This is a genomic window from Ideonella aquatica, from assembly GCF_018069755.1.
GTDB lineage: Bacteria > Pseudomonadota > Gammaproteobacteria > Burkholderiales > Burkholderiaceae_C > Ideonella > Ideonella aquatica.
The window spans coordinates 73,569-91,703 of the sequence record NZ_JAGQDE010000003.1 but is presented as its reverse complement, the minus strand read 5'-3'; the positions used below and the strand labels follow the sequence as shown (position 1 = coordinate 91,703).

General features: G+C 65.7%; 10 protein-coding genes and 1 tRNA gene. 9 read left to right on the top strand and 2 right to left on the bottom strand.

The window, feature by feature from the left end; translation table 11 throughout:
- The first annotated feature begins 48 nt into the window (after positions 1-48).
- Genes KAK06_RS04675 through KAK06_RS04665 form a run of 3 tightly spaced genes read left to right on the top strand, consistent with a single transcriptional unit; the run spans position 49 to position 7,189 of the window.
- The gene (locus KAK06_RS04675; protein ID WP_210800759.1) at positions 49-1,218 is read left to right on the top strand and encodes a vWA domain-containing protein; all 1,170 of its coding nucleotides are present in this window, start codon (positions 49-51) and stop codon (positions 1,216-1,218) included.
- Positions 1,215-3,077, top strand: a complete 1,863-nt coding sequence (locus KAK06_RS04670) for an autotransporter assembly complex protein TamA (RefSeq protein WP_210800758.1) — start codon at positions 1,215-1,217, stop codon at positions 3,075-3,077. Before KAK06_RS04675 ends, KAK06_RS04670 begins: the two co-directional genes overlap by 4 nt.
- Positions 3,077-7,189 (top strand): translocation/assembly module TamB domain-containing protein, encoded by a 4,113-nt coding sequence (locus KAK06_RS04665; RefSeq protein WP_210800757.1) that lies wholly within the window; start codon positions 3,077-3,079, stop codon positions 7,187-7,189. The genes KAK06_RS04670 and KAK06_RS04665 overlap by 1 nt, the downstream gene beginning before the upstream one ends.
- Before the next feature lie 9 nt (positions 7,190-7,198).
- On the opposite strand, the gene KAK06_RS04660 is transcribed toward KAK06_RS04665, so the two are convergent.
- Complete coding sequence (locus tag KAK06_RS04660; protein ID WP_210800756.1) at positions 7,199-7,705, bottom strand: YciI family protein; 507 nt, start codon at positions 7,703-7,705, stop codon at positions 7,199-7,201.
- A 21-nt stretch (positions 7,706-7,726) separates the two neighbouring features.
- Positions 7,727-7,894 (bottom strand): hypothetical protein, encoded by a 168-nt coding sequence (locus tag KAK06_RS04655; protein ID WP_210800755.1) that lies wholly within the window; start codon positions 7,892-7,894, stop codon positions 7,727-7,729.
- 100 nt (positions 7,895-7,994) lie between these two features.
- Here KAK06_RS04655 and KAK06_RS04650 point away from each other — a divergent pair.
- The 6 genes from KAK06_RS04650 to KAK06_RS04625 all read left to right on the top strand — a co-directional run bounded on the left by KAK06_RS04650 (position 7,995) and on the right by KAK06_RS04625 (position 18,120).
- Positions 7,995-8,069, top strand: a tRNA-Arg gene (locus tag KAK06_RS04650).
- A 356-nt stretch (positions 8,070-8,425) separates the two neighbouring features.
- The gene (locus KAK06_RS04645; protein WP_210800754.1) at positions 8,426-9,835 is read left to right on the top strand and encodes a DUF2130 domain-containing protein; all 1,410 of its coding nucleotides are present in this window, start codon (positions 8,426-8,428) and stop codon (positions 9,833-9,835) included.
- 145 nt (positions 9,836-9,980) lie between these two features.
- A complete protein-coding gene (locus KAK06_RS04640; RefSeq protein ID WP_247652658.1) occupies positions 9,981-11,231 on the top strand; it encodes an SIR2 family NAD-dependent protein deacylase in 1,251 nt (416 codons plus the stop codon).
- Complete coding sequence (locus KAK06_RS04635; RefSeq protein WP_210800753.1) at positions 11,228-13,060, top strand: ATP-binding protein; 1,833 nt, start codon at positions 11,228-11,230, stop codon at positions 13,058-13,060. The genes KAK06_RS04640 and KAK06_RS04635 overlap by 4 nt, the downstream gene beginning before the upstream one ends.
- On the top strand, positions 13,057-13,269 hold the full coding sequence (locus tag KAK06_RS04630; protein WP_210800752.1) for a KTSC domain-containing protein: 213 nt from the start codon (positions 13,057-13,059) through the stop codon (positions 13,267-13,269). Before KAK06_RS04635 ends, KAK06_RS04630 begins: the two co-directional genes overlap by 4 nt.
- Positions 13,270-13,593: 324 nt before the next feature.
- Entirely contained in the window at positions 13,594-18,120 is a 4,527-nt protein-coding gene (locus KAK06_RS04625; RefSeq protein WP_210800751.1) for an NACHT domain-containing protein, read from the top strand.
- The last annotated feature ends 15 nt before the right edge of the window (positions 18,121-18,135 follow it).

Genomic DNA, 18,135 nt, shown 5'->3' with positions numbered 1-18,135 from the left:
CGGATTCGGCACAATCGGCCTCTACCGCCGTCGTGGCGGACCGACACCATGCTGATCGACTTCTTCTACACGCTGCGTTCCGCCAAGCTGCCGGTGTCGGTCAAGGAGTACCTGACCTTGCTCGAGGCACTCAAGGCCGGCGTGATCGGCCCGTCGGTGAACGATTTCTACTACCTGTCGCGCACCACCCTGGTCAAGGACGAGGCCCACTTCGACAAGTTCGACCGCGCCTTCGGCGCCTACTTCAAGGGCGTGGAGATGCTCACCGACTTCGGCCAGGAGATCCCGCTGGAGTGGCTGCGCAAGGTCCTCGAGAAAGAGCTCACGCCCGAGCAGAAGGCCGCCATCGAGAAGATGGGCTGGGACGAGCTGATGCAGACTTTGAAGAAGCGCCTCGAGGAGCAGAAGGAGCGCCACGAAGGCGGCAGCAAGTGGATCGGCACCGGCGGCACCAGCCCCTTCGGCCACGGCGGCTACAACCCGCAGGGCGTGCGCATCGGCGGCCCGGGCAAGAACCGCAGCGCCGTCAAGGTGTGGGACCAGCGTGCCTATGCCGACTACGACGACACCAAGGAGCTGGGCACGCGCAACATCAAGGTGGCGCTGCGCCGCCTGCGCCGCTTCGCCCGCGAGGGCTCGGAGCTGGAGCTGGACCTGGACGACACCATCCACTCCACCGCCGCCAATGCCGGCCTGCTCGACATCAAGATGGTGCCCGAGCGCCACAACAAGGTGAAGGTGCTGCTGCTGATGGACGTGGGCGGCACGATGGACGAGCACATCCACCGTGTGGAGGAGCTGTTCTCGGCCGCGCGCAGCGAGTTCAAGCACCTCGAGTTCTACTACTTCCACAACTGCGTCTATGACTTCATGTGGAAGAACAACCGCCGGCGCTACACCGAGAAGAGCGCCACCTGGGACATCATCCGCAAGTACAACAAGGACTGGCGCCTGATCTTTGTCGGCGATGCCACGATGAGCCCCTACGAGATCCTGCAACCCGGTGGCAGCGTCGAGTACAACAACGAGGAGCCCGGCGCCGAATGGCTGCAGCGGCTCACCCACGCCTTCCCCAAGTTCGCCTGGATCAACCCCGAGCCGCAGGGCGTCTGGCAGTACCGGCAGAGCATTGCGATCGTGCAGCAGCTGGTGAGCCAGCGCATGTTCCCGCTGACCCTGCAGGGCCTGGAAGGGGCGATGCGACTGCTCAGCAAATGAGCTGGCGACAGCGGCTGGCCGCGGCGCTGTGGGCGCTGGCGGCTGCACCCGGCCTGGCGCTGGCGCAGCCGGCGGCGCCGGACAGCGCCGCCTCGGTTCCCGACGCCACCGCGCCGGCTGCCGAGCCTGTTGCGCCCGTCGGCAAGGTGCCGCGGCTGCGCTTGGACGCCCCGGGCGCGGTGCGCGACCTGCTCGACAAGCACCTGGATCTGGCCCGCGCGATCGCCCAACCCGACGCTGCCAGCTTCAGCGACCTGGAATGGTCGCGCCTGATCGGCAGCGCCCCGGCCCAGGCCCGCCAGTTGGTGCAGCCGCTGGGCCTGTTCCGCGCGCAAGCCGAGGTGCTGCGCGCCGATGACGGCACGCTGACCCTGCGCGTCACGCCGGGCGAGCCCGCGCGCGTGAGCCGGCTGACCTTCGAATGGACCGGCGAACTGCCCGAGCGCGCCGAGCAGGGCGATGCCGATGCCCGCGCGCTGCAGCAGCGCCTGGGCCAGCGCTGGCCGCTGGCGCCGGGCAGCAGCTTCAGCAATGCCGCCTGGAGCGAGGCCAAGAACGCCGTCATCGCCAGCCTGCGGGCCCAGGGCTACGCGGCCGCCAACTGGGCCGGCACCGCCGCCGAGGTGGACGCCGAGCTGACCGGCGTGCGCCTCTTCCTGGTGGCCGACAGCGGCCCGCTGTTCCGCGCCGGCCTGATCGCCGTCAACGGCCTGACGCACCAGCCCCCGGAGCGCGCCCGCGCGCTGGCGCCCTTCGAGACCGGCGCCGCGCTGACCGAGCAGCGCCTGCTGGACTACCAAACCACGCTGCTGAAGACGGGCCTGTACGAAAGCGTCAACGTGGGCTTCGATCCCGACCCCACCCAGGCCGGCGCCGCCACCGTCAACGTGCAGCTGCACGAGGCACCACGCCAGGCCGCCACCGCCGGCCTGGGCTACAGCGCCAACACCGGGCCGCGCGTCTCGCTGGAGCATGTGCAGCGCCGGCTGTTCGGGCGCGACCTGTCGCTGCGCAACAAGCTGCTGTGGGGCGCGTCGGAGCAGAGCTGGGACGGCGAGCTCTCCACCCACCCCGACCGCGACTACCGCCGCTGGGTGCTGGGCGGCACGCTGGACCGCACCGTGGGCGACAACGACACCGTGCTGCTGCAGCGCCTGCGCGTGGGCCGCTCCACCGACCGCGGCGGCATCGAACGCTTTCTCCACATCGATGCCGACCGCAGCCGCGAATGCGCCAGCGGACTGGCCACCGGCACCTGCGAGACCCTGGCCGCGCTGTCGCTGCAGGCCGACTGGTCGCTGCGCCGCGTCGACAACGCGCTGCTGCCCACGCGGGGCTACACCGTGCAGCTGGGCCTGGGCTTGGGCGCCGCTGACGGCAGCGACAGCGCCCGCGGCAGCTTCGGCCGCGTGCAGGCGCGCGCCACCGGCTACTGGCCGATCGGCCAGAGCTGGTACAGCCAGCTGCGGCTGGAGGCCGGCCAGGTGCTGATGCGCGACGACGTGCAGGTGCCCGATGCGCTGCGTTTTCGGGCCGGCGGTGATGAATCCGTGCGCGGCTACGCCTGGCGCAGCCTGGCGCCCACGCGCTCCGACGGCAGCCTGACCGGCGGCCGCGTGCTGGCCACGGTCAGCGCCGAAATCGCGCGGCCGGTGTCGGCCACGCTGCCCTCGGTGTGGTGGGCCGCGTTTGTCGATGCCGGCCGGGCCAGTGACAGCTGGCGCGGCTTCTCGCCCGCGCTGGGCTACGGCCTGGGCGTGCGCTGGCGCAGCCCGGTGGGTCCGCTGAAGCTGGACCTGGCCTATGGCCAGGAACTGCGCAGCGTGCGCCTGCACCTGAGCGTGGGCATCGCCTTCTGATGGACACGACCGCGGCCCCCACGGCGCGCCGACGGCGCTGGCCCGCCGCGCTGCTGGCAGCCAGCCTGCTGGCCGCAGCGGGCATCGGTGCGGGGGGCTGGCTGCTGCGCACCGAGGCCGGCGCCGCCTGGGCGCTGGGCCAGGTGCCCGGGCTGCGCGTGGACGGCCTGCAAGGCACGCTGAGCGGACCGGACCTGAGCGCCCGCGCGCTGCACTGGCAAGGCAGCGCCGGTCAGCTCGACCTGGGCGCCTGGCAGCTGCGGGGCCTGCGTTGGCAGTGGCGCCCCGCGGAGGGCGCCTGGCTGGGCCTGCAGGCCGAGGCGCTGCAGGCCGACAGCGTGCAGTGGCGCAGCGCGCCCTCGTCCGGCCCCACGCCCGTGCCGGACAGCCTGGCGCTGCCGCTGGTGCTGGACCTGGCGCGCTGGCAGATTGGCCGCCTGCAGATCGACCAGGCCGAAGCCCTGCAGGCCCTGGCCGGCAGCGGGCACGCCGGCCCCACCGAACACCGGCTGACGCTCACCCAGGCCCAGACCCGCCAGGCCGGCTTCAGCGGCACGCTGCAGCTGGGCACCCACGCGCCGCTGCCGCTGCAGGCCCAGGTGCAGGCGCACAGCCTGGACGGCGCCGCCACCCCCTGGCAGGCCACGCTGCAGGCCGACGGCCCACTGACCAAGCTGCGCGCCCGCGCCACGCTGCGCGGTCAGGCGCCGTCCGGCCAGACCGCGCCGTCGCTGGACGCCGACGCCCAGGTGCAGCCCTTCAGCCCCTGGCCCCTGGGCGCACTGCAGCTGCGCAGCCAGGCGCTGGACTTGTCGGCGCTGCAGGCCGGCTGGCCGCGCACCGCGCTGGATGCCAGCGTGTCGCTGGCCGCGCGCCAGGCCGGCCAGCCCACGGCCTGGGAGGGCCGCATCGACAACGCCGCCGCCGGTCCCTGGGACAGCGCCCGCCTGCCGCTGTCCCGTCTGCAATGGCAGGCCCACTGGCAGTGGGCCGATGCCACTGCGCTGCTGCCCCGAGGCCTGACGCTGGAGCGCCTGCAGGCCACGCTGCCCGACGGTGGCCAGGCCGACGCGACGCTGAACTGGCAGGCCGACACCCTCACGCTGGACGCCCGCCTGCGCGCCCTGCACCCCGAAGCGCTGGACCGCCGCCTGCGCGCCAGCACCTGGAGCGGCCCGCTCACCGGCCAGCTGGCCGGCCTGCCGGCCCTGGACGACTGGCTGGCCGGCCGCGCCGCGCTGCAGGCGCAGGCGCTGCGCGGCCAACTGACGGTGGACTGGCAGGGCCGCCTGGTGGGCGCCCCCGCCACACCCGAGCTGGGATTGGCCCTGGACCTGCGCGCCGATGCCCGCCAGCTGCAACTGCAGCGCGCCGAGCTGAAGGCCGGCGAGGCCCGCGCCAAGCTGAGCGGCCAGGTGGTGCCCGAAGGCAGCGGCCGATGGCAGCTGCAGCTGCAAGGCGGCCTGCAACAACTCGACCCCACGCTGTGGTGGCCGCTGGCCGCCGACAGCCCCTGGCGCCGCGGCCCGCACCGGCTGCAGGGTCAGTGGCAGGCCCAGGGCCGGCTGGACACGGACCGCCTCGCCCAGGCCAGCCCCAGCCAGTGGCCGCTGGCCTGGCAGGGCCGGCTCGGCGCCGAGCTGCAGCCCAGTCTGCTGGCCGGCGTGCCGCTGCAAGGCCAACTGACCTGGGAGCGCCAGGTGCGCAGCCAGGGCACGGCCGTGTTGGACCTGGCCGGCAACCGCCTGCAGGCCCGCTGGGACGGTGACACCGAGGCCGTCGGTGGCGAGCTGGGCCTGGACGCGCCCGCGCTGGCCGCCGCCGCGCCGCTGCTGCGCCTGCTCGATCCCGCCTGGGCGCCCTCGGCCGGCCGCCTGCAGGCCACGCTGAGCCGCACCCCTGGCCAGCGTGCCTGGCGGGCCGATGTGCAGGCCGACGCGCTGCAGCTGCCTGGCGTTCAGCTCAGCCAAGGCCAGGCCAGGCTGGCCTGGCCGGGCGAGCCCGACGGCCCGCTGCAGCTGGACGCCCAGCTGCGCGGCCTGGCGGCCGGCGTGTTGCAACTGGACCAGGCCCAGGCGCGCGTGGACGGCCGCCTGGCCGAACACCGCCTGAGCCTGACCGCCAGCGGCCCGGCGCGGCCGGGCGAGCTGCTGGCGCAGGCGCTGGGCACGCCGGGCGGCAACGGCACAGAGCTGCGCCTGGCCGGCCAGGGCCGCTGGCTGACCGACGGTGAGGGCTGGGCCGGCCGCTGGCAGGCCGCGCTGTCAGAGCTGCGCCTGCGTGCGCGCGGCACCGGCAGCGCTGCCGGCAGCGACTGGTTGTCCACCACCGACCTGCAGGCCGAACTGCAGCTCGACGCCCAGGCCCACCCGCTGCGCGCCACGCTGCAGCCCGGCGCGCTGGCGCTGCCCGAAACCCGCCTGCGCTGGCGCCAGGCCGAAGCGCGCTGGCGCCCGGGCAGGGCCGCCCCCACGCTGGCGCTGGACGCCCAGATCGAGCCCTTCGCGCTGGCCCCGCTGCTGGCCCGTGCCCAGCCCGAGCTGGGCTGGCGCGGCGACCTGCGGCTGGGCGGCTCGGTGCAGATCCGGCGCGAGGAGCGCTTTGACGCCGAACTGGTCTTCGAGCGCCTGGGCGGCGACCTGGCCATGGTCGATGACGCCCGCGATCCGCGCAGCCGCGTGCAGCCGCTGGCGCTGAGCGACCTGCGTCTGGCGCTGTCGGCGCACGACGGCACCTGGCATTTCACGCAGGCCCTGGCCGGTCGCGCGCTGGGCGAGATGGCCGGCGTGGCCACGCTGCAAACCCGCCCCGAGCTGGCCTGGCCCACCGCCGATGCGCCGCTCAACGGCGTGCTGCAGCTGCGCGTGGCCAACCTGGGTGCCTGGGGTGCCTGGGTGCCGCCGGGCTGGCGCCTGGGCGGCGCGCTGGCGGTGACGGCCGGCTTTGGCGGTCGCTTCGGCGCGCCCGAGGTGACCGGCCGCCTCAGCGGCGAGCGCCTGGAAGCGCGCCACGCGCTGATGGGCGTGCAGCTCAGCGACGGCCAGGTCGACATGCGCCTGGACGGCGAGCGCGCCCACATCGAGCAGTTCAGCTTCCGCGGTGGCGACGGCCGCGTCACGCTGCAGGGCGAGGCGCGCCTGGGCGCCCGCCCCGAGCTGCAGCTGCAGGCCCAGGCCGAACGCTTTCAGGTGCTGGGCCGCCTCGACCGCCGACTGGTCACCAGCGGCCAGGCCACGCTGAGCCTGAGCCCCGAGCGCTGGCTGCTGGACGGCGCACTGAAGGTGGACGAAGGCCTGGTGGACGTGAGCCAGGGCGACGCCCCCGGCCTGGACAACGACGTCGTCTTCGCCAGCGCCCGTCCCGCCAGCGCCGAGACCGCCGGCACCGCCCGCGCCCAACGCCCCATGCAACTGAAGGCGAAGCTGGACCTGGGCGAGCGCCTGCGCATCAAGGGCCGCGGCATCGACGGCACGCTGCGCGGCGAGCTGCTGGCCAGCGTGACCAACCAGAAGCTGTCGGTCAACGGCAGCGTGCGCCTGCAGGATGGCCACTATGTGGCCTACGGCCAGAACCTCGACATCGAGCGCGGCGTGCTCAGCTTCACCGGCCCGGTGGAAGACCCGCGGCTGGACATCTTCGCGGTACGGCCCAACCTGGACGTGACGGTGGGCGTGCAGGTCACCGGCACCGCGCTGAACCCGCGCGTGCGCCTGGCCAGCGAGCCCGAGATGAGCGACGCCTACAAGCTCAGCTGGCTGATGCTGGGCCGCGAACCCGACGGCCTGGGCGAGGCCGACACCGCGCTGCTGCAGCGCGCCGCCGTGGCCCTGCTGGCCGGCGAGGGCGAAGCCCCCACCGACGCGGTGATGAAGGCCCTGGGCCTGACCGACTTCTCGCTGCGCCAGGCCACCGACGCCAACGACGTGCGGCAGATGGTGGTGAGCGTGGGCAAGCAGCTCAGCCGGCGCTGGTACGTCGGCTATGAGCGCGGTGTGAACGCCACCACCGGCACCTGGCAGCTGGTCTACCGCATCGCCCAGCGCTTCACGCTGCGCGCGCAGTCGGGCGAGGACAACGCGGTGGACCTGATCTGGAGCTGGCGCTGGCCCTGAGTGGCCCGGTCAGAAGGACTTCTTCGCCAGCCTGGCGTGCAGCTCGTTGACCATCACCAGCGCCGCCGAGCCGAAATAGCGGTGGTACTCGGCCAACATCTCGCCCGAGGCCAGCACCGGGTCGGTCGAGGCCAGCTTCTTGGCCTCGTCAATGTCCTTGACCGCCAGGATGAACAGGCCGCGCCAGCCGTCCACCCCATCGAACGGCCCGGCCAGCACCAGATGGCCCGCATCGGCCAGGCGCTTCATGTTGGCAAAGTGGCCGCGGAACATCTCGTCGCGCGCCGGCCCATCAGGCATGCGGTTGGGCCCGGTGCGCAGCAGCACGAAAACATAGCGCTTCATGCCGTACTCATCGGCGCCGGTGCGGGCGGCCAGGGCCTCGTCAAAGGCGGCGGGTGGGGACGAGGCCGCAGGCGCTGGCGGCGCAGTCGGAGATGTCTGCGCCACCGCGCCCTGCATCGCGCAGACCATCCCCAGCGCCATCATCAGCGCGCCCAGCGCCCTGCTACCCATCCTGCGAGCGGCCCCCATGGCTCAGCGCCCGTCCGTCGACAGGAAGGCCTTGACCCCGCGGACCACGTCCACGCCCAGGGCCACCAGCCCCGCCAGCAACACCCATCCCGCCCACGGCCCCGCCTCACCCAGCTGCGCCGCCATGCCGATCACCGCCAGCAGCACGCCCACCTTGCCCACCATCGTCATGTCGACTCCTTCGTCGTCACCCCAGGCCACAGCGTAACGCGCCGGAGCCTCATGCGAGAATTCGCGCTTTCGCGCAGTGTGCCCAGCACCCCGCGTGAGTCTCCCCGTAGTTCAATGGATAGAACGGGCGCCTCCTAAGCGCCAGATACAGGTTCGATTCCTGTCGGGGGGACCAGGGATGGCCGGGAGGGTCAGGTCTTGGAAGACCTCATGGTCCGCCGAGGTCGCCCGGGCATCATGTTGGCTGCGGTGAGCACGGAATCTTCGTCGCGCGCGGCACTTCATGCCCGCAGGCCGTCAACGACGTCAACAACAGCGAGGTTCGGCTTCAGACTGTGTGCTGTCGCACGAACTCGGAACGTCAATGTCTGCTGGGATCAGGACCGGCCATCTCGTAGCAGCCGTACTGCCCGTCGGCCTTGTATCGAGAACCTGCAGTCCTAGACCACCTTCTGCGCGCTGTCCTGCGGAGCCAACCTACTCCTTGGAATCCGCAGGTTTGCTAACCTGTAGGTCTTGGGAGCGACAGACATGAACGAGATCATCTGCCCGCATTGCAGCAGGGCATTCAAGATTGACGAGGCCGGCTACGCCGACATCCTCAAGCAGGTGCGAGACAGCGACTTCGAGCACCAACTTCATGAGCGCCTGGAACTCGCGGAGCGCGACAAACGGAGCGCTGTGGAACTCGCCCGCGCCCAGCTGTCTGCTGAGTTGCAGAAGCAGAGCGCCGAACGAGAGGCTGAAATCCAGAAGCTCAAGGCTCAGCTTGAGGCTGGCGAGGTGTCCCGCCAGTTAGCAGTTGCACAGGCCTTGAGCGATGTCGAAAAGCAGAGGGACGCCCTCGCCAGCGAACTGGACAAAGCTAGGCAGGAAACCCAAACCGTCCGGCAATTGGCCGAGGCCCAGCGTACTGCCGAGTTGCAACTCACTGCTGCTAGCAAGGACAGCGAAATCCAGGGCTTGAAGGCTCGGCTGGCGGCGCTTGAACTCTCCCGAAAGCTCGCCATCACCGAGGCGCTGAGCGGCGTCGAGAAGCAGCGTGACGAGCTGCAGGCCAGCCTGGCGCAGGTGCGGCTGGAAAAGCAACTCGCGGAGCAGTCCCTCAAAGACCGCTATGAGGTCCAGATCAAAGACCGCGACGAGGCCATCGAGCGCCTACGCGACATGAAGGCGCGCCTGTCCACGAAGATGGTGGGCGAGACGCTAGAACAACACTGCGAGACCGAGTTCAATCGCATCCGTGCCACCGCCTTCCCGCTGGCCTACTTTGAGAAGGACAACGACGCCAGCACCGGAAGCAAGGGTGACTACATCTTTCGGGACACCGACGAGTCCGGCACTGAAATCGTGTCCATCATGTTCGAGATGAAGAACGAGAACGATGCGACTGCCACCAAGAAGCGCAACGAGGACTTCCTTAAAGAGCTAGACAAGGATCGCACGGAAAAGGGCTGTGAGTATGCAGTGCTGGTCTCTCTCCTGGAACCCGAAAGTGAGCTCTACAACACCGGCATCGTCGACGTCTTTCATCGCTATCCGAAGATGTATGTGGTGCGACCGCAGTTCTTCATCCCGATGATCACACTGCTGCGCAATGCGGCGATGAATGCGGTCAAGTACAAGACCGAGCTGGCTCTTGTGAAGGCCCAGAACATCGACATCACCAGTTTCGAGAGTGAACTTGAGGGCTTCAAGACAGCGTTTGCCAAGAACTACGACTTGGCTTCGCGCAGGTTTCAGACTGCAATTGACGAGATCGACAAGTCCATCGACCACCTGCAAAAGACCAAGGACGCACTCTTAGGTGCTGACAGAAATTTGCGGTTGGCAAATGACAAAGCCCAGGACGTGACAATCAAGAAGCTCACCAAGGGCAATCCGACCATGGCCGCCAAGTTTGCGGAACTCAAGGATCCGGGTTCCTCGGCTACGGATTGAGCGCCACAGATCTCTTGGCCAGAAAGCTCTTCGGGCAAGCTTGCCGATGCAGCAACCCCGGGAAAGGGCCGGCCGGTCCCCAGAGGGCGTCAACTTAGGAACCATGCAGAATGTGGCTACGAAAAGATACGGCAAGGGAGCCCGCATGAACACATTCCACAACCCCGACCGCTTCATGTCGGACCTCCGGCAGATCCTGTCACAAGGGCGGAAGCGCATTGGTCTGCTGGTAGGTGCAGGAGCTCCGATGTCTCTCCGGGTGAACGATATTGGGACGTTGGTATCCGAAGGTGGACGCGCATTGATGCCTGGTGTCGAGGAGTTGACCGCACAGGCGATTGGGGCATTGACTGGACAGCAGAAGGCCGCTGCTGAGGCGATTCGCGCGGAACTTGGTGCTGCCGCAAATATCGAATCAATCCTCACCCGTATCCGACTCTTGCAGCAGGCACTTGGGCCAGCCCAGGTTCATGGACTGGACTCCAACGGATATATGGCGCTCGGCATGGAAGTGTGTAGGAAGATCGGCGAAGTAGTGGGCGCAGCCCTCCCTAAGGAGCGAAACGCCTACACGGAGTTGGTCTCTTGGGTCAGCGGAACGCTTCGGGCGCACGCCGTCGAAATCTTCACTACTAACTACGACTTGCTGTTCGAAGAGGCGTTCGAACGATCCCGCGCTTCCTATTTCGACGGATTCACCGGAGGGCATCTGCCCTTCTTTGATCCCGTCAGCGTCGCCAGCGACGATTTACCACCAAGGTGGTCCCGGCTCTGGAAGTTGCATGGCTCCTTGGGTTGGGCGCTAGAAGGCGACTCGGTTGTTCGCGGACGCGGACGAACAGCCTCGCAGCTCGTGTATCCCGACCACCTAAAGTACGAGCTGACCCAGAAGCAACCCTACTCGGCCTTGTTCGAGCGACTACGCCAGTTTCTACTGACCCCAGACAGCATCTTGCTCACCTCTGGCTTCTCATTCCGAGACGCACACATCTGCGCAGTGTTGGACGAAGCGCTTGCCATGAATGCGAACGCCTCGGTGATGGCATTCCAGTACATGCCATTGGCGTCTGAGGAGCCCGCCTGCAAACTGGCGTACGAACGCCCCAACCTTTCGGTGTATGCGTCCGATGGGGCTGTGATTGGAGGCGTCAAGGGAACATGGCGTCCCGGGGATCCACCAAAGAACTGGGAGGACATCCGTGCGACCTTCTGGGGGCCACGGTGGCCTGGGGAACAGAGCAAATTTCTGCTTGGCGACTTTGCGCTGCTCACCCGCTTTTGCGCCCTTGCTCAAGCAACCGAAATGAGTGCACAGGAGACACCCGACGCCGCCGTCGCAGGTGCCCCAGCTGCGATTGCCATTGCCGAAGCGAATGCCGGGGAGCCCAAAGCGTGAGCGCCAAGGACCCTACCTTCTTAGGGTTGGTGACATCAGTTTCGGGGCCGACCGTGACAGTGTCGCTCGCCGAGTCCCTCGCATCAGGCATCGCCATGATTGAAGGGCACATGTACCGGGTTGCTCAGGTCGGTGGCTTTGTGCGGATACCTCAGGGATACCAGGACCTATTCGGCATCGTGAGCGAGGTGGGCGCATCGTCAGATTCCAAAGCAGCCAGCGGTGGACGTTGGATGAAAGTGGAACTCGCTGGAGAAGCCCTAGGGCGGAGCTTTGAGCGCGGACTTAGCCAGTTGCCGTCTATAAACGATGCGGTGCACATCGTTAGCGAGGGTGACCTGAGACGAATCTATGGGAGCGATGGCGTTGACCAGATAGCCATAGGCACTCTTTCCAGTTCAGAGAGCATCACTGTCAAACTCTCGCTGGATGCCTTGGTATCTCGGCACTCCGCCATCTTGGGATCAACTGGCTCAGGCAAATCTACAACCGTCGCAAGCTTGTTGCGCTCGATCGTTCGGCCCAATCAGGAAGATGGCGCGCCGGCGTCTCGGATCCTTCTTCTTGACCTACATGGTGAATACACCCATGCCTTGGCAGATCTCGCTCGCGTGTACAGCGCCACGCCACAACCCGGAGAACGCCCGCTGTTCGTGCCCTACTGGGCTCTGCAATCGAAAGACCTGCTGGACTTTGTTGCGGGAGGCCTGACTGAGAATCAAGAGATTGCGTTCTCCGACAAGATTCAGGAAATGAAGGCTGCGGTGCTAACGGCGGCCAACTTCGCCGGATTGGACCCTCAATCGCTCACCGTCGATAGCCCGGTGCCGTTCAGCCTCAAGCAATGCTGGTATGACCTCGTAGACTTCGAGATGCGGACGCTCAACGGGCCACAGCGGGACCAGCCGGCATTGGAAGCTGCCGGCAACCCTATAACTCTCGCACCCCCCAAATACACCCCGGCGGCGTTGGGCGCTGCGGGACCGTTCTTGAACACTCAGGCAAAAGGGATTCGCCGACAGTTGAATTTAATGCGGTCACGTCTGCTAGACCACCGGTTCGACTTCATCCTGCACCCTGGCCCGTGGGAGCCTGCGCTGGACGGAACCGTTGAACGCGATCTGGACCATCTCTTGGATGACTGGTTGGGTTACGAAAAGCCAGTCACCATCCTGGACCTTTCTGGTGTGCCGAGCTCCGTATTGACGACTCTTATCGGTTCAATCTTGCGGATCGTCTACGAGGCGCTCTTCTGGAGCCGCGAGAAAACCGAAGGAGGCATACACCGCCCACTGCTTGTCGTGATGGAAGAGGCACACAGATACCTGTCAGGCGCCAAGGAAGACAGTCCAGCGGCCGACGTGGTGAAGCGGATCGCCAAGGAAGGACGTAAGTACGGTATTGGCGCGATGGTGGTTTCACAACGTCCCGCAGAGGTCGATGAGACCATCCTGTCTCAGTGCGGCACGATCATGGCCTTGCGCCTTTCAAACCCTGAAGATCGTGCCCGAGTGAAGGGCGCACTTCCCGACAACCTTGGCGGGTTGGTGGACCTGCTGCCGGTGCTGAGAACGGGGGAGGCAATCGTAGCCGGAGAGGCTGCCCGACTGCCCGTGCGATGCCGCGTCACGCTGCCCGCGCCTGAGCACCGCCCCAAGAGCTCTGACCCCAAGGTGTCCGAAGCTTGGGCCACCAAGAGGATCGCAGAGGGGTACGACCGAGTAGTCGCCTCTTGGCGTGCCCAGAGGACGTTCGCCGTCACGAGAGACCCTGGCATCGTGCGAGTTCCAGTCGAAGACACCCCAGAACCACAGGTAGGTGAACAATGAACCGAGAACCAGTCGCTTCGTCCAATATCGCCTCAATCGGCTACGACGAACCGTCGCAGACATTGGAAGTGGAGTTTTCGAGTGGCGGCATCTACCAGTACTACAACGTGACGCAGGCACTCTTTGAGCAGCTAATGCAGGCAGGATCCAAAGGGCAGTTCTTGGCCTATCAAATCAAGAATGCTTACCCGTACTCGCGCGTCGGATAAGCCGTCCCCAGTACAAGCATCGGTCGCGAGGGCGGATGTCGGCTTTGTGCCTGTTACCGCGAATTCGCTTGCTTTGGTCGAGTGGCGGTCATCGCTGCTTTGCTCGCATGCATTCAAGATTGCCGTTCGAGACGGTCAACCGACATTCACCGTTGAGGAACGGATGTCGGCAACCACAGCAAGCAGCCGTAGGGAGCAATTGGGCATCGCCGGCGGGGTCTTCGTTCGGCGTCCGACCAACTCCAGAGCTGAGGTGCCAAGTTATCGGCGCGCGACACATGAGTCAACCCGAGAATGTGAGCACGCCAAGAACGGGAAGCCAACGTGTCCCAACCACTGTCTGCCTTTGATCTTCAGAAGGTTCGTCTCCACAGGGGTTCGCAACATCATGGCTTTGAGGAACTGTGCGCACAGCTCCTTTCGCTGGAGCCCAGGCCAGCGAGCGCGTGCTTCTATCGAAAGGGCGGCAGTGCTGACGCCGGTGTCGAGGCCTACGTCGAGTTCGACGGCGGCGACCAGCATTGTCTCCAGGCGAAGTTCTACAGCCAGTTCACCACCGACCTTGCCAGCAAGCTGACTGCGTCACTCAACCAAGCATTCGACAATCACCCAAAGCTCGTCAAGTACATCGTCTGTCTGCCGTTTAACCTGCGTGACCCCGGGAAGAGCTCGACCAAGTCGACGACGGAGATGAATAGATGGAAAGCCTGGAAGGACAAGGCACAGGCAGATGCGCGAAAGCGATCGCGGGTGCTCGAGCTCGAGCTTTGGGATGCGAGCGCCATCCACACAAAGCTTACGTCGAGTGATGGGCGCTACGCTGGGAGGATGAAGTATTGGCTCGACCAGGAGGTCTTCGGCGAAAGATGGTTCGCTAAGCGCTGGCAGGAAGCCAAGTCAGTCCTCGGCGAACGGTATCTTCCGAAGTTCAATGTCGAGACTCCAGCCCGTCAGCTCATCGACGCACTCGTGCGGGGGCCAGACTTCTTTGTCCGCCTAGAAGCGCTGGCGGGCAAGGTGCTCGAAGCTGTTGTGAGCGTGCGCAGTTCCCTTGCGGGAGCAGTCAAGGCATCCCCCGCCGCACCGCCTCCTGCGAATGACCTCCTGGCTCCGGTAGTTGCTCTCTGTGGTGCGTTGAGACCTCGCGATGTGAGCATCGAAGGCGTCTACGACGTGGACGCGTGGCGAGATGCGGCGACGGTGGCGCGAAAGTCATTGGGCGACCTCCTCAGTTGGTTATGGGATGTCGCAAGCAAGCCGAACGGCGACCACTGGCGTTCGCTGGCTCACTATACATACAGGCTCATTGACCTGTTGGATGACATCGCCCACGAGCTTGCAAGTGACAAGTGGGACGCAGCAAACAAGAAGGCGCTCTTCCTGACCGGTCCGGGAGGCTCAGGCAAGTCGCATCTCCTCGGAGACGCGGTTCAGTCCATCTTGGAGGGCAAGCGGCCTGCAGTGCTTGTTCCCAGCAGCGTACTCGGCGCAAACCCGACCGGCTGGTTGAGCGTTGCTGAAAGGCTCGGTCGCGGTGCGCCGCTGAGCGTCGACGAACTTTTGGGCGCGTTGGATGCAGCAGGGCAGGCTGCGGAAACACGAGCGCTACTAGCGATTGACGCAATTAACGAGGGACCGGCGCGTCGCTGGTGGCCAGAGCAGCTGTCGGAGTTCCTCGTCGAGGCACAGCGCTACCCCTATGTGTCGGTCGTGCTCACTTGCAGGGACACCTTCGTTGATCGAATGGTCACGCCAAGCACGGCGAGCACTCTGGTGTCGCACTGGGCTCGCGGAGTCGTCAAAGGCTTCGAAGACTCCACGGGTGAACTGGCGCGGCGATACCTGAACATGCGAGGAGTCACCGGCTGGCTGGGAGTGCGACCAGGCCCAGAGTCGACCAATCCCCTGTTCCTGCGCACATGCTGTGATGCCGTCCTTGCCGCCGGCGGGCACGAGCTGCCGCGAGGCCTTGAAGGCATCACCGCGATGTTCTCCTTCTACAAACGGGAGGTGGCAAGCTCAGTAGAGCGAAGACTCGGGGTCGTCCCTCAATTGCGAGTTGTCGATCGGTTCCTCGCCAGCTTCGCAGAGCTTGTGACGGCGTCTGCTGATAGGTATGTTCTCTATGAGGATGCGTACCGGCTCGCCGAACAGACTTTCGCGAGTGGAGGCGTCGCGGAGAAGAACCTCCTAGCGGCGCTCGAGGCCGAGGGGCTCCTTGCCGTCGAGCCAGGCGTCGGCGCCGACCCCAGCCGTGACTATGTTCGCTTCACGTTCGAGCGTATGAGCGATCATGAGATCGCCCGAGCAATCCTTCGTAAGCACTTCGAGCATCACGCCCTCGCCGACGCGTTCACCGCAGGAACGCCGCTGGGGGACACCCTGCGAAGCACCGACTGGGGACTGGAGAGTGTCATCCAGGCACTGGCAATCCAGATTGCCGAAGGGCATAGCGCTGAGCTTGGCGACATCGTGCCAGCGAAGTACGCTCCAGGCGTATGGGGAGGGCGCGAGAACTTCCTTGACACGGTGCACTGGCGCTCCGCGCAGAGCGTGACCCAGAGGACGCTTCACTGGATAGAAGACGCTGTCGACGCCGACGGGTTGGCGGGCTTCTACATCGAGTTCGGGCCACAGGTTGGCAATGCATTTAACGCCGACTGGTTGCATCAACGGCTTGCGGGCATGACGATGCCAGCGCGCGACGTTGACTGGTCGGTGACCGTGAACCGCCTTGGGTTCGAGAAAGGGGGATCTATCCAGAGGATCGTTGACTGGGCACTGGCGAGCGGTAGGCGGATCACCGACCCCGTGCGCGTTGAACTGCTTGGAACGACACTGACTTGGCTGCTCACGACGAGCCATCGGGAGGTGCGAGACAAGGCAACGAAAGCCCTCGCTTGCGTACTTGCCGGTAGTGGGGCAGCGTCGCTGGCGTTGCTTGAAAAGTTCAAGACTGTCGATGATGGCTATCTTCAAGAGCGGCTCTTTGCGGCTGCATACGGTGCGGCCATGCAGGGTAGTTGGTCCGCAGCTGAGTACAGCCCAGTCGCCAAGTTTGTACTGAAGGAGTTCTTCGAGCCAGGCACGACGACTCATGTGCTCACGCGGGACTTTGCGAGAGGCATTGTCGAGATCGCAGTGCACATGGGTGCTATAGCCGACAGCCAGGCGGCCGCCGCCCGACCACCGTACCAATGCAGCTGGACCGTTGACCTGGTCCCAGAGGAGGCTCTCGCCGGCTTCGTATGGCCTGCAGGCAGCGATATCGACGATGACGTTGTCCGCTCATGCCTGCACGATGACTTCGAGCACTACACGATTCCGCATAGCACGCAATCGTTTGGCTGCTCACCGAGGGCGGCCCCGAGTGCGATCTCCACCTACCAACTGGCGGCCCTTTGGCTCAAGCACTTTGACTCTTGGGCTGGAGAGGATGCGCGTGATGCGCTCAAGGATCTTCTAAGTGCTAGGCGCGAGATAGTCGTTGCTAGACGGAGCAACTGGGAGCGGCGCGAGAAGCTGGAAGAAGCAGCCAAGTTGGTCTTCGATCGCTTCAAGTCAAAGGTTGGCATGCTGGTCGCAGAGAACTTCCGCATTTGCACTGCCTCAGGAGACCTACTTGTGCCCGAAGCAGAGTACGTCGATGGACGCGCTAGCTTCGACAGTTTGTGGGCAGCCAGGTGGGTGGCCAAACGAGCCCACGACCTCGGCTGGTCCGCAAAAGACTTTGAACGTGCCGAGCAAGCTTTTCGGCCCACACTCGATCGAATGGACCATCGAATCGAGCGGCTGGGGAAAAAGTACCAGTGGCTCGCATTGCACGAGCTCGTGGGGCGCCTGTCGGACAGTGTTCAGCTTCTCGCCGGCTGGTCTAAGGACGACCCCGAGCCGTACCAAGGGCCATGGCAGGTGAGTGGCAGAGACATCGACCCGTCGATGCTGCGCAGGTCTACCAAGGATGATGGTTGGAAAGCGTGGAGCGCGACATGGTGGATGCCTAAGCAGGCGAAGCTGTCCTGTCGTACGCCTCAGGAGGCCGTGCAGTGGCTCACTTCGGAGGTCGACGTCGTCAACGACGAGAAGGTTATTGACCTTCTCGACATTGATGGGCGACGTTGGCTCTCCCTCCACGGTGCAGGATCCTGGACCCGCATGGGAAATCGCCAGCACCCGCAGGAGGTGACGCGCAAGTCTTGGGTCCATCTGCATTGTTTGATAGTCAGTCCGGCCGATGAGGACAACCTCGTGGCCGCACTCACCAGGAGCAAGGCGGAAAGTCATCCGGACCTTCCGAATCGCGACGGGTTCTCGGAAGCATTCCTCGGGGAATATGGTTGGCATCCCTCCGCCAAGGGTCTTGACGAGTGGCACGCGGCCAGCGACTGGAGGGAAAGGCTCCCGCGGCTCCTTGTGCCAACCGTCCAGTACTCCCATTCGAAGGGATACGACTACTCCGCCGATGGGACCTGTAACTTCCGGATGCCAGGAGCGTGGCTGTGCGCAGGCCTGGGGCTGAGGCTGTCAAACGGTGCCGACCTCACTTGGACTGACGGCAAGCGAACGACGTTCTTTGATCCCGCTGTGACTCAAGATGGTCCTTCGGCAGCCCTGGTCGACCGGGACGCATTCCTTGCGTTCGTGCAGCGGGAGGGGTTGCGGGCAGTTTGGGTGCTCTATGGAGAGAAGGAACTGTATGGTCCGGACTCGCGCGGCAATGCGTTTGGAGGCAGGCTTCACCACCTTGGTGTCTATCGACATGCCGGCGGAGACAACTGGGAGGTCGAGAAGCATCGATGGCATCTGAAGCCAAGTGCAGGGCAACTCGCAGCTTTCATGCAATGCTGCTGACCGCTTTGTGCCAGG

Excerpts from the sequence above, each read along its gene's own strand:
- KAK06_RS04675 (WP_210800759.1), top strand. The coding sequence starts at position 49 with ATGCTGATCGACTTCTTCTACACGCTGCGTTCCGCCAAGCTGCCGGTG.
- KAK06_RS04670 (WP_210800758.1), top strand. The coding sequence starts at position 1,215 with ATGAGCTGGCGACAGCGGCTGGCCGCGGCGCTGTGGGCGCTGGCGGCT.
- KAK06_RS04665 (WP_210800757.1), top strand. The coding sequence starts at position 3,077 with ATGGACACGACCGCGGCCCCCACGGCGCGCCGACGGCGCTGGCCCGCC.
- KAK06_RS04660 (WP_210800756.1), bottom strand. The coding sequence starts at position 7,705 with ATGGGTAGCAGGGCGCTGGGCGCGCTGATGATGGCGCTGGGGATGGTC.
- KAK06_RS04655 (WP_210800755.1), bottom strand. The coding sequence starts at position 7,894 with ATGACGATGGTGGGCAAGGTGGGCGTGCTGCTGGCGGTGATCGGCATG.
- KAK06_RS04645 (WP_210800754.1), top strand. The coding sequence starts at position 8,426 with ATGAACGAGATCATCTGCCCGCATTGCAGCAGGGCATTCAAGATTGAC.
- KAK06_RS04640 (WP_247652658.1), top strand. The coding sequence starts at position 9,981 with ATGAACACATTCCACAACCCCGACCGCTTCATGTCGGACCTCCGGCAG.
- KAK06_RS04630 (WP_210800752.1), top strand. The coding sequence starts at position 13,057 with ATGAACCGAGAACCAGTCGCTTCGTCCAATATCGCCTCAATCGGCTAC.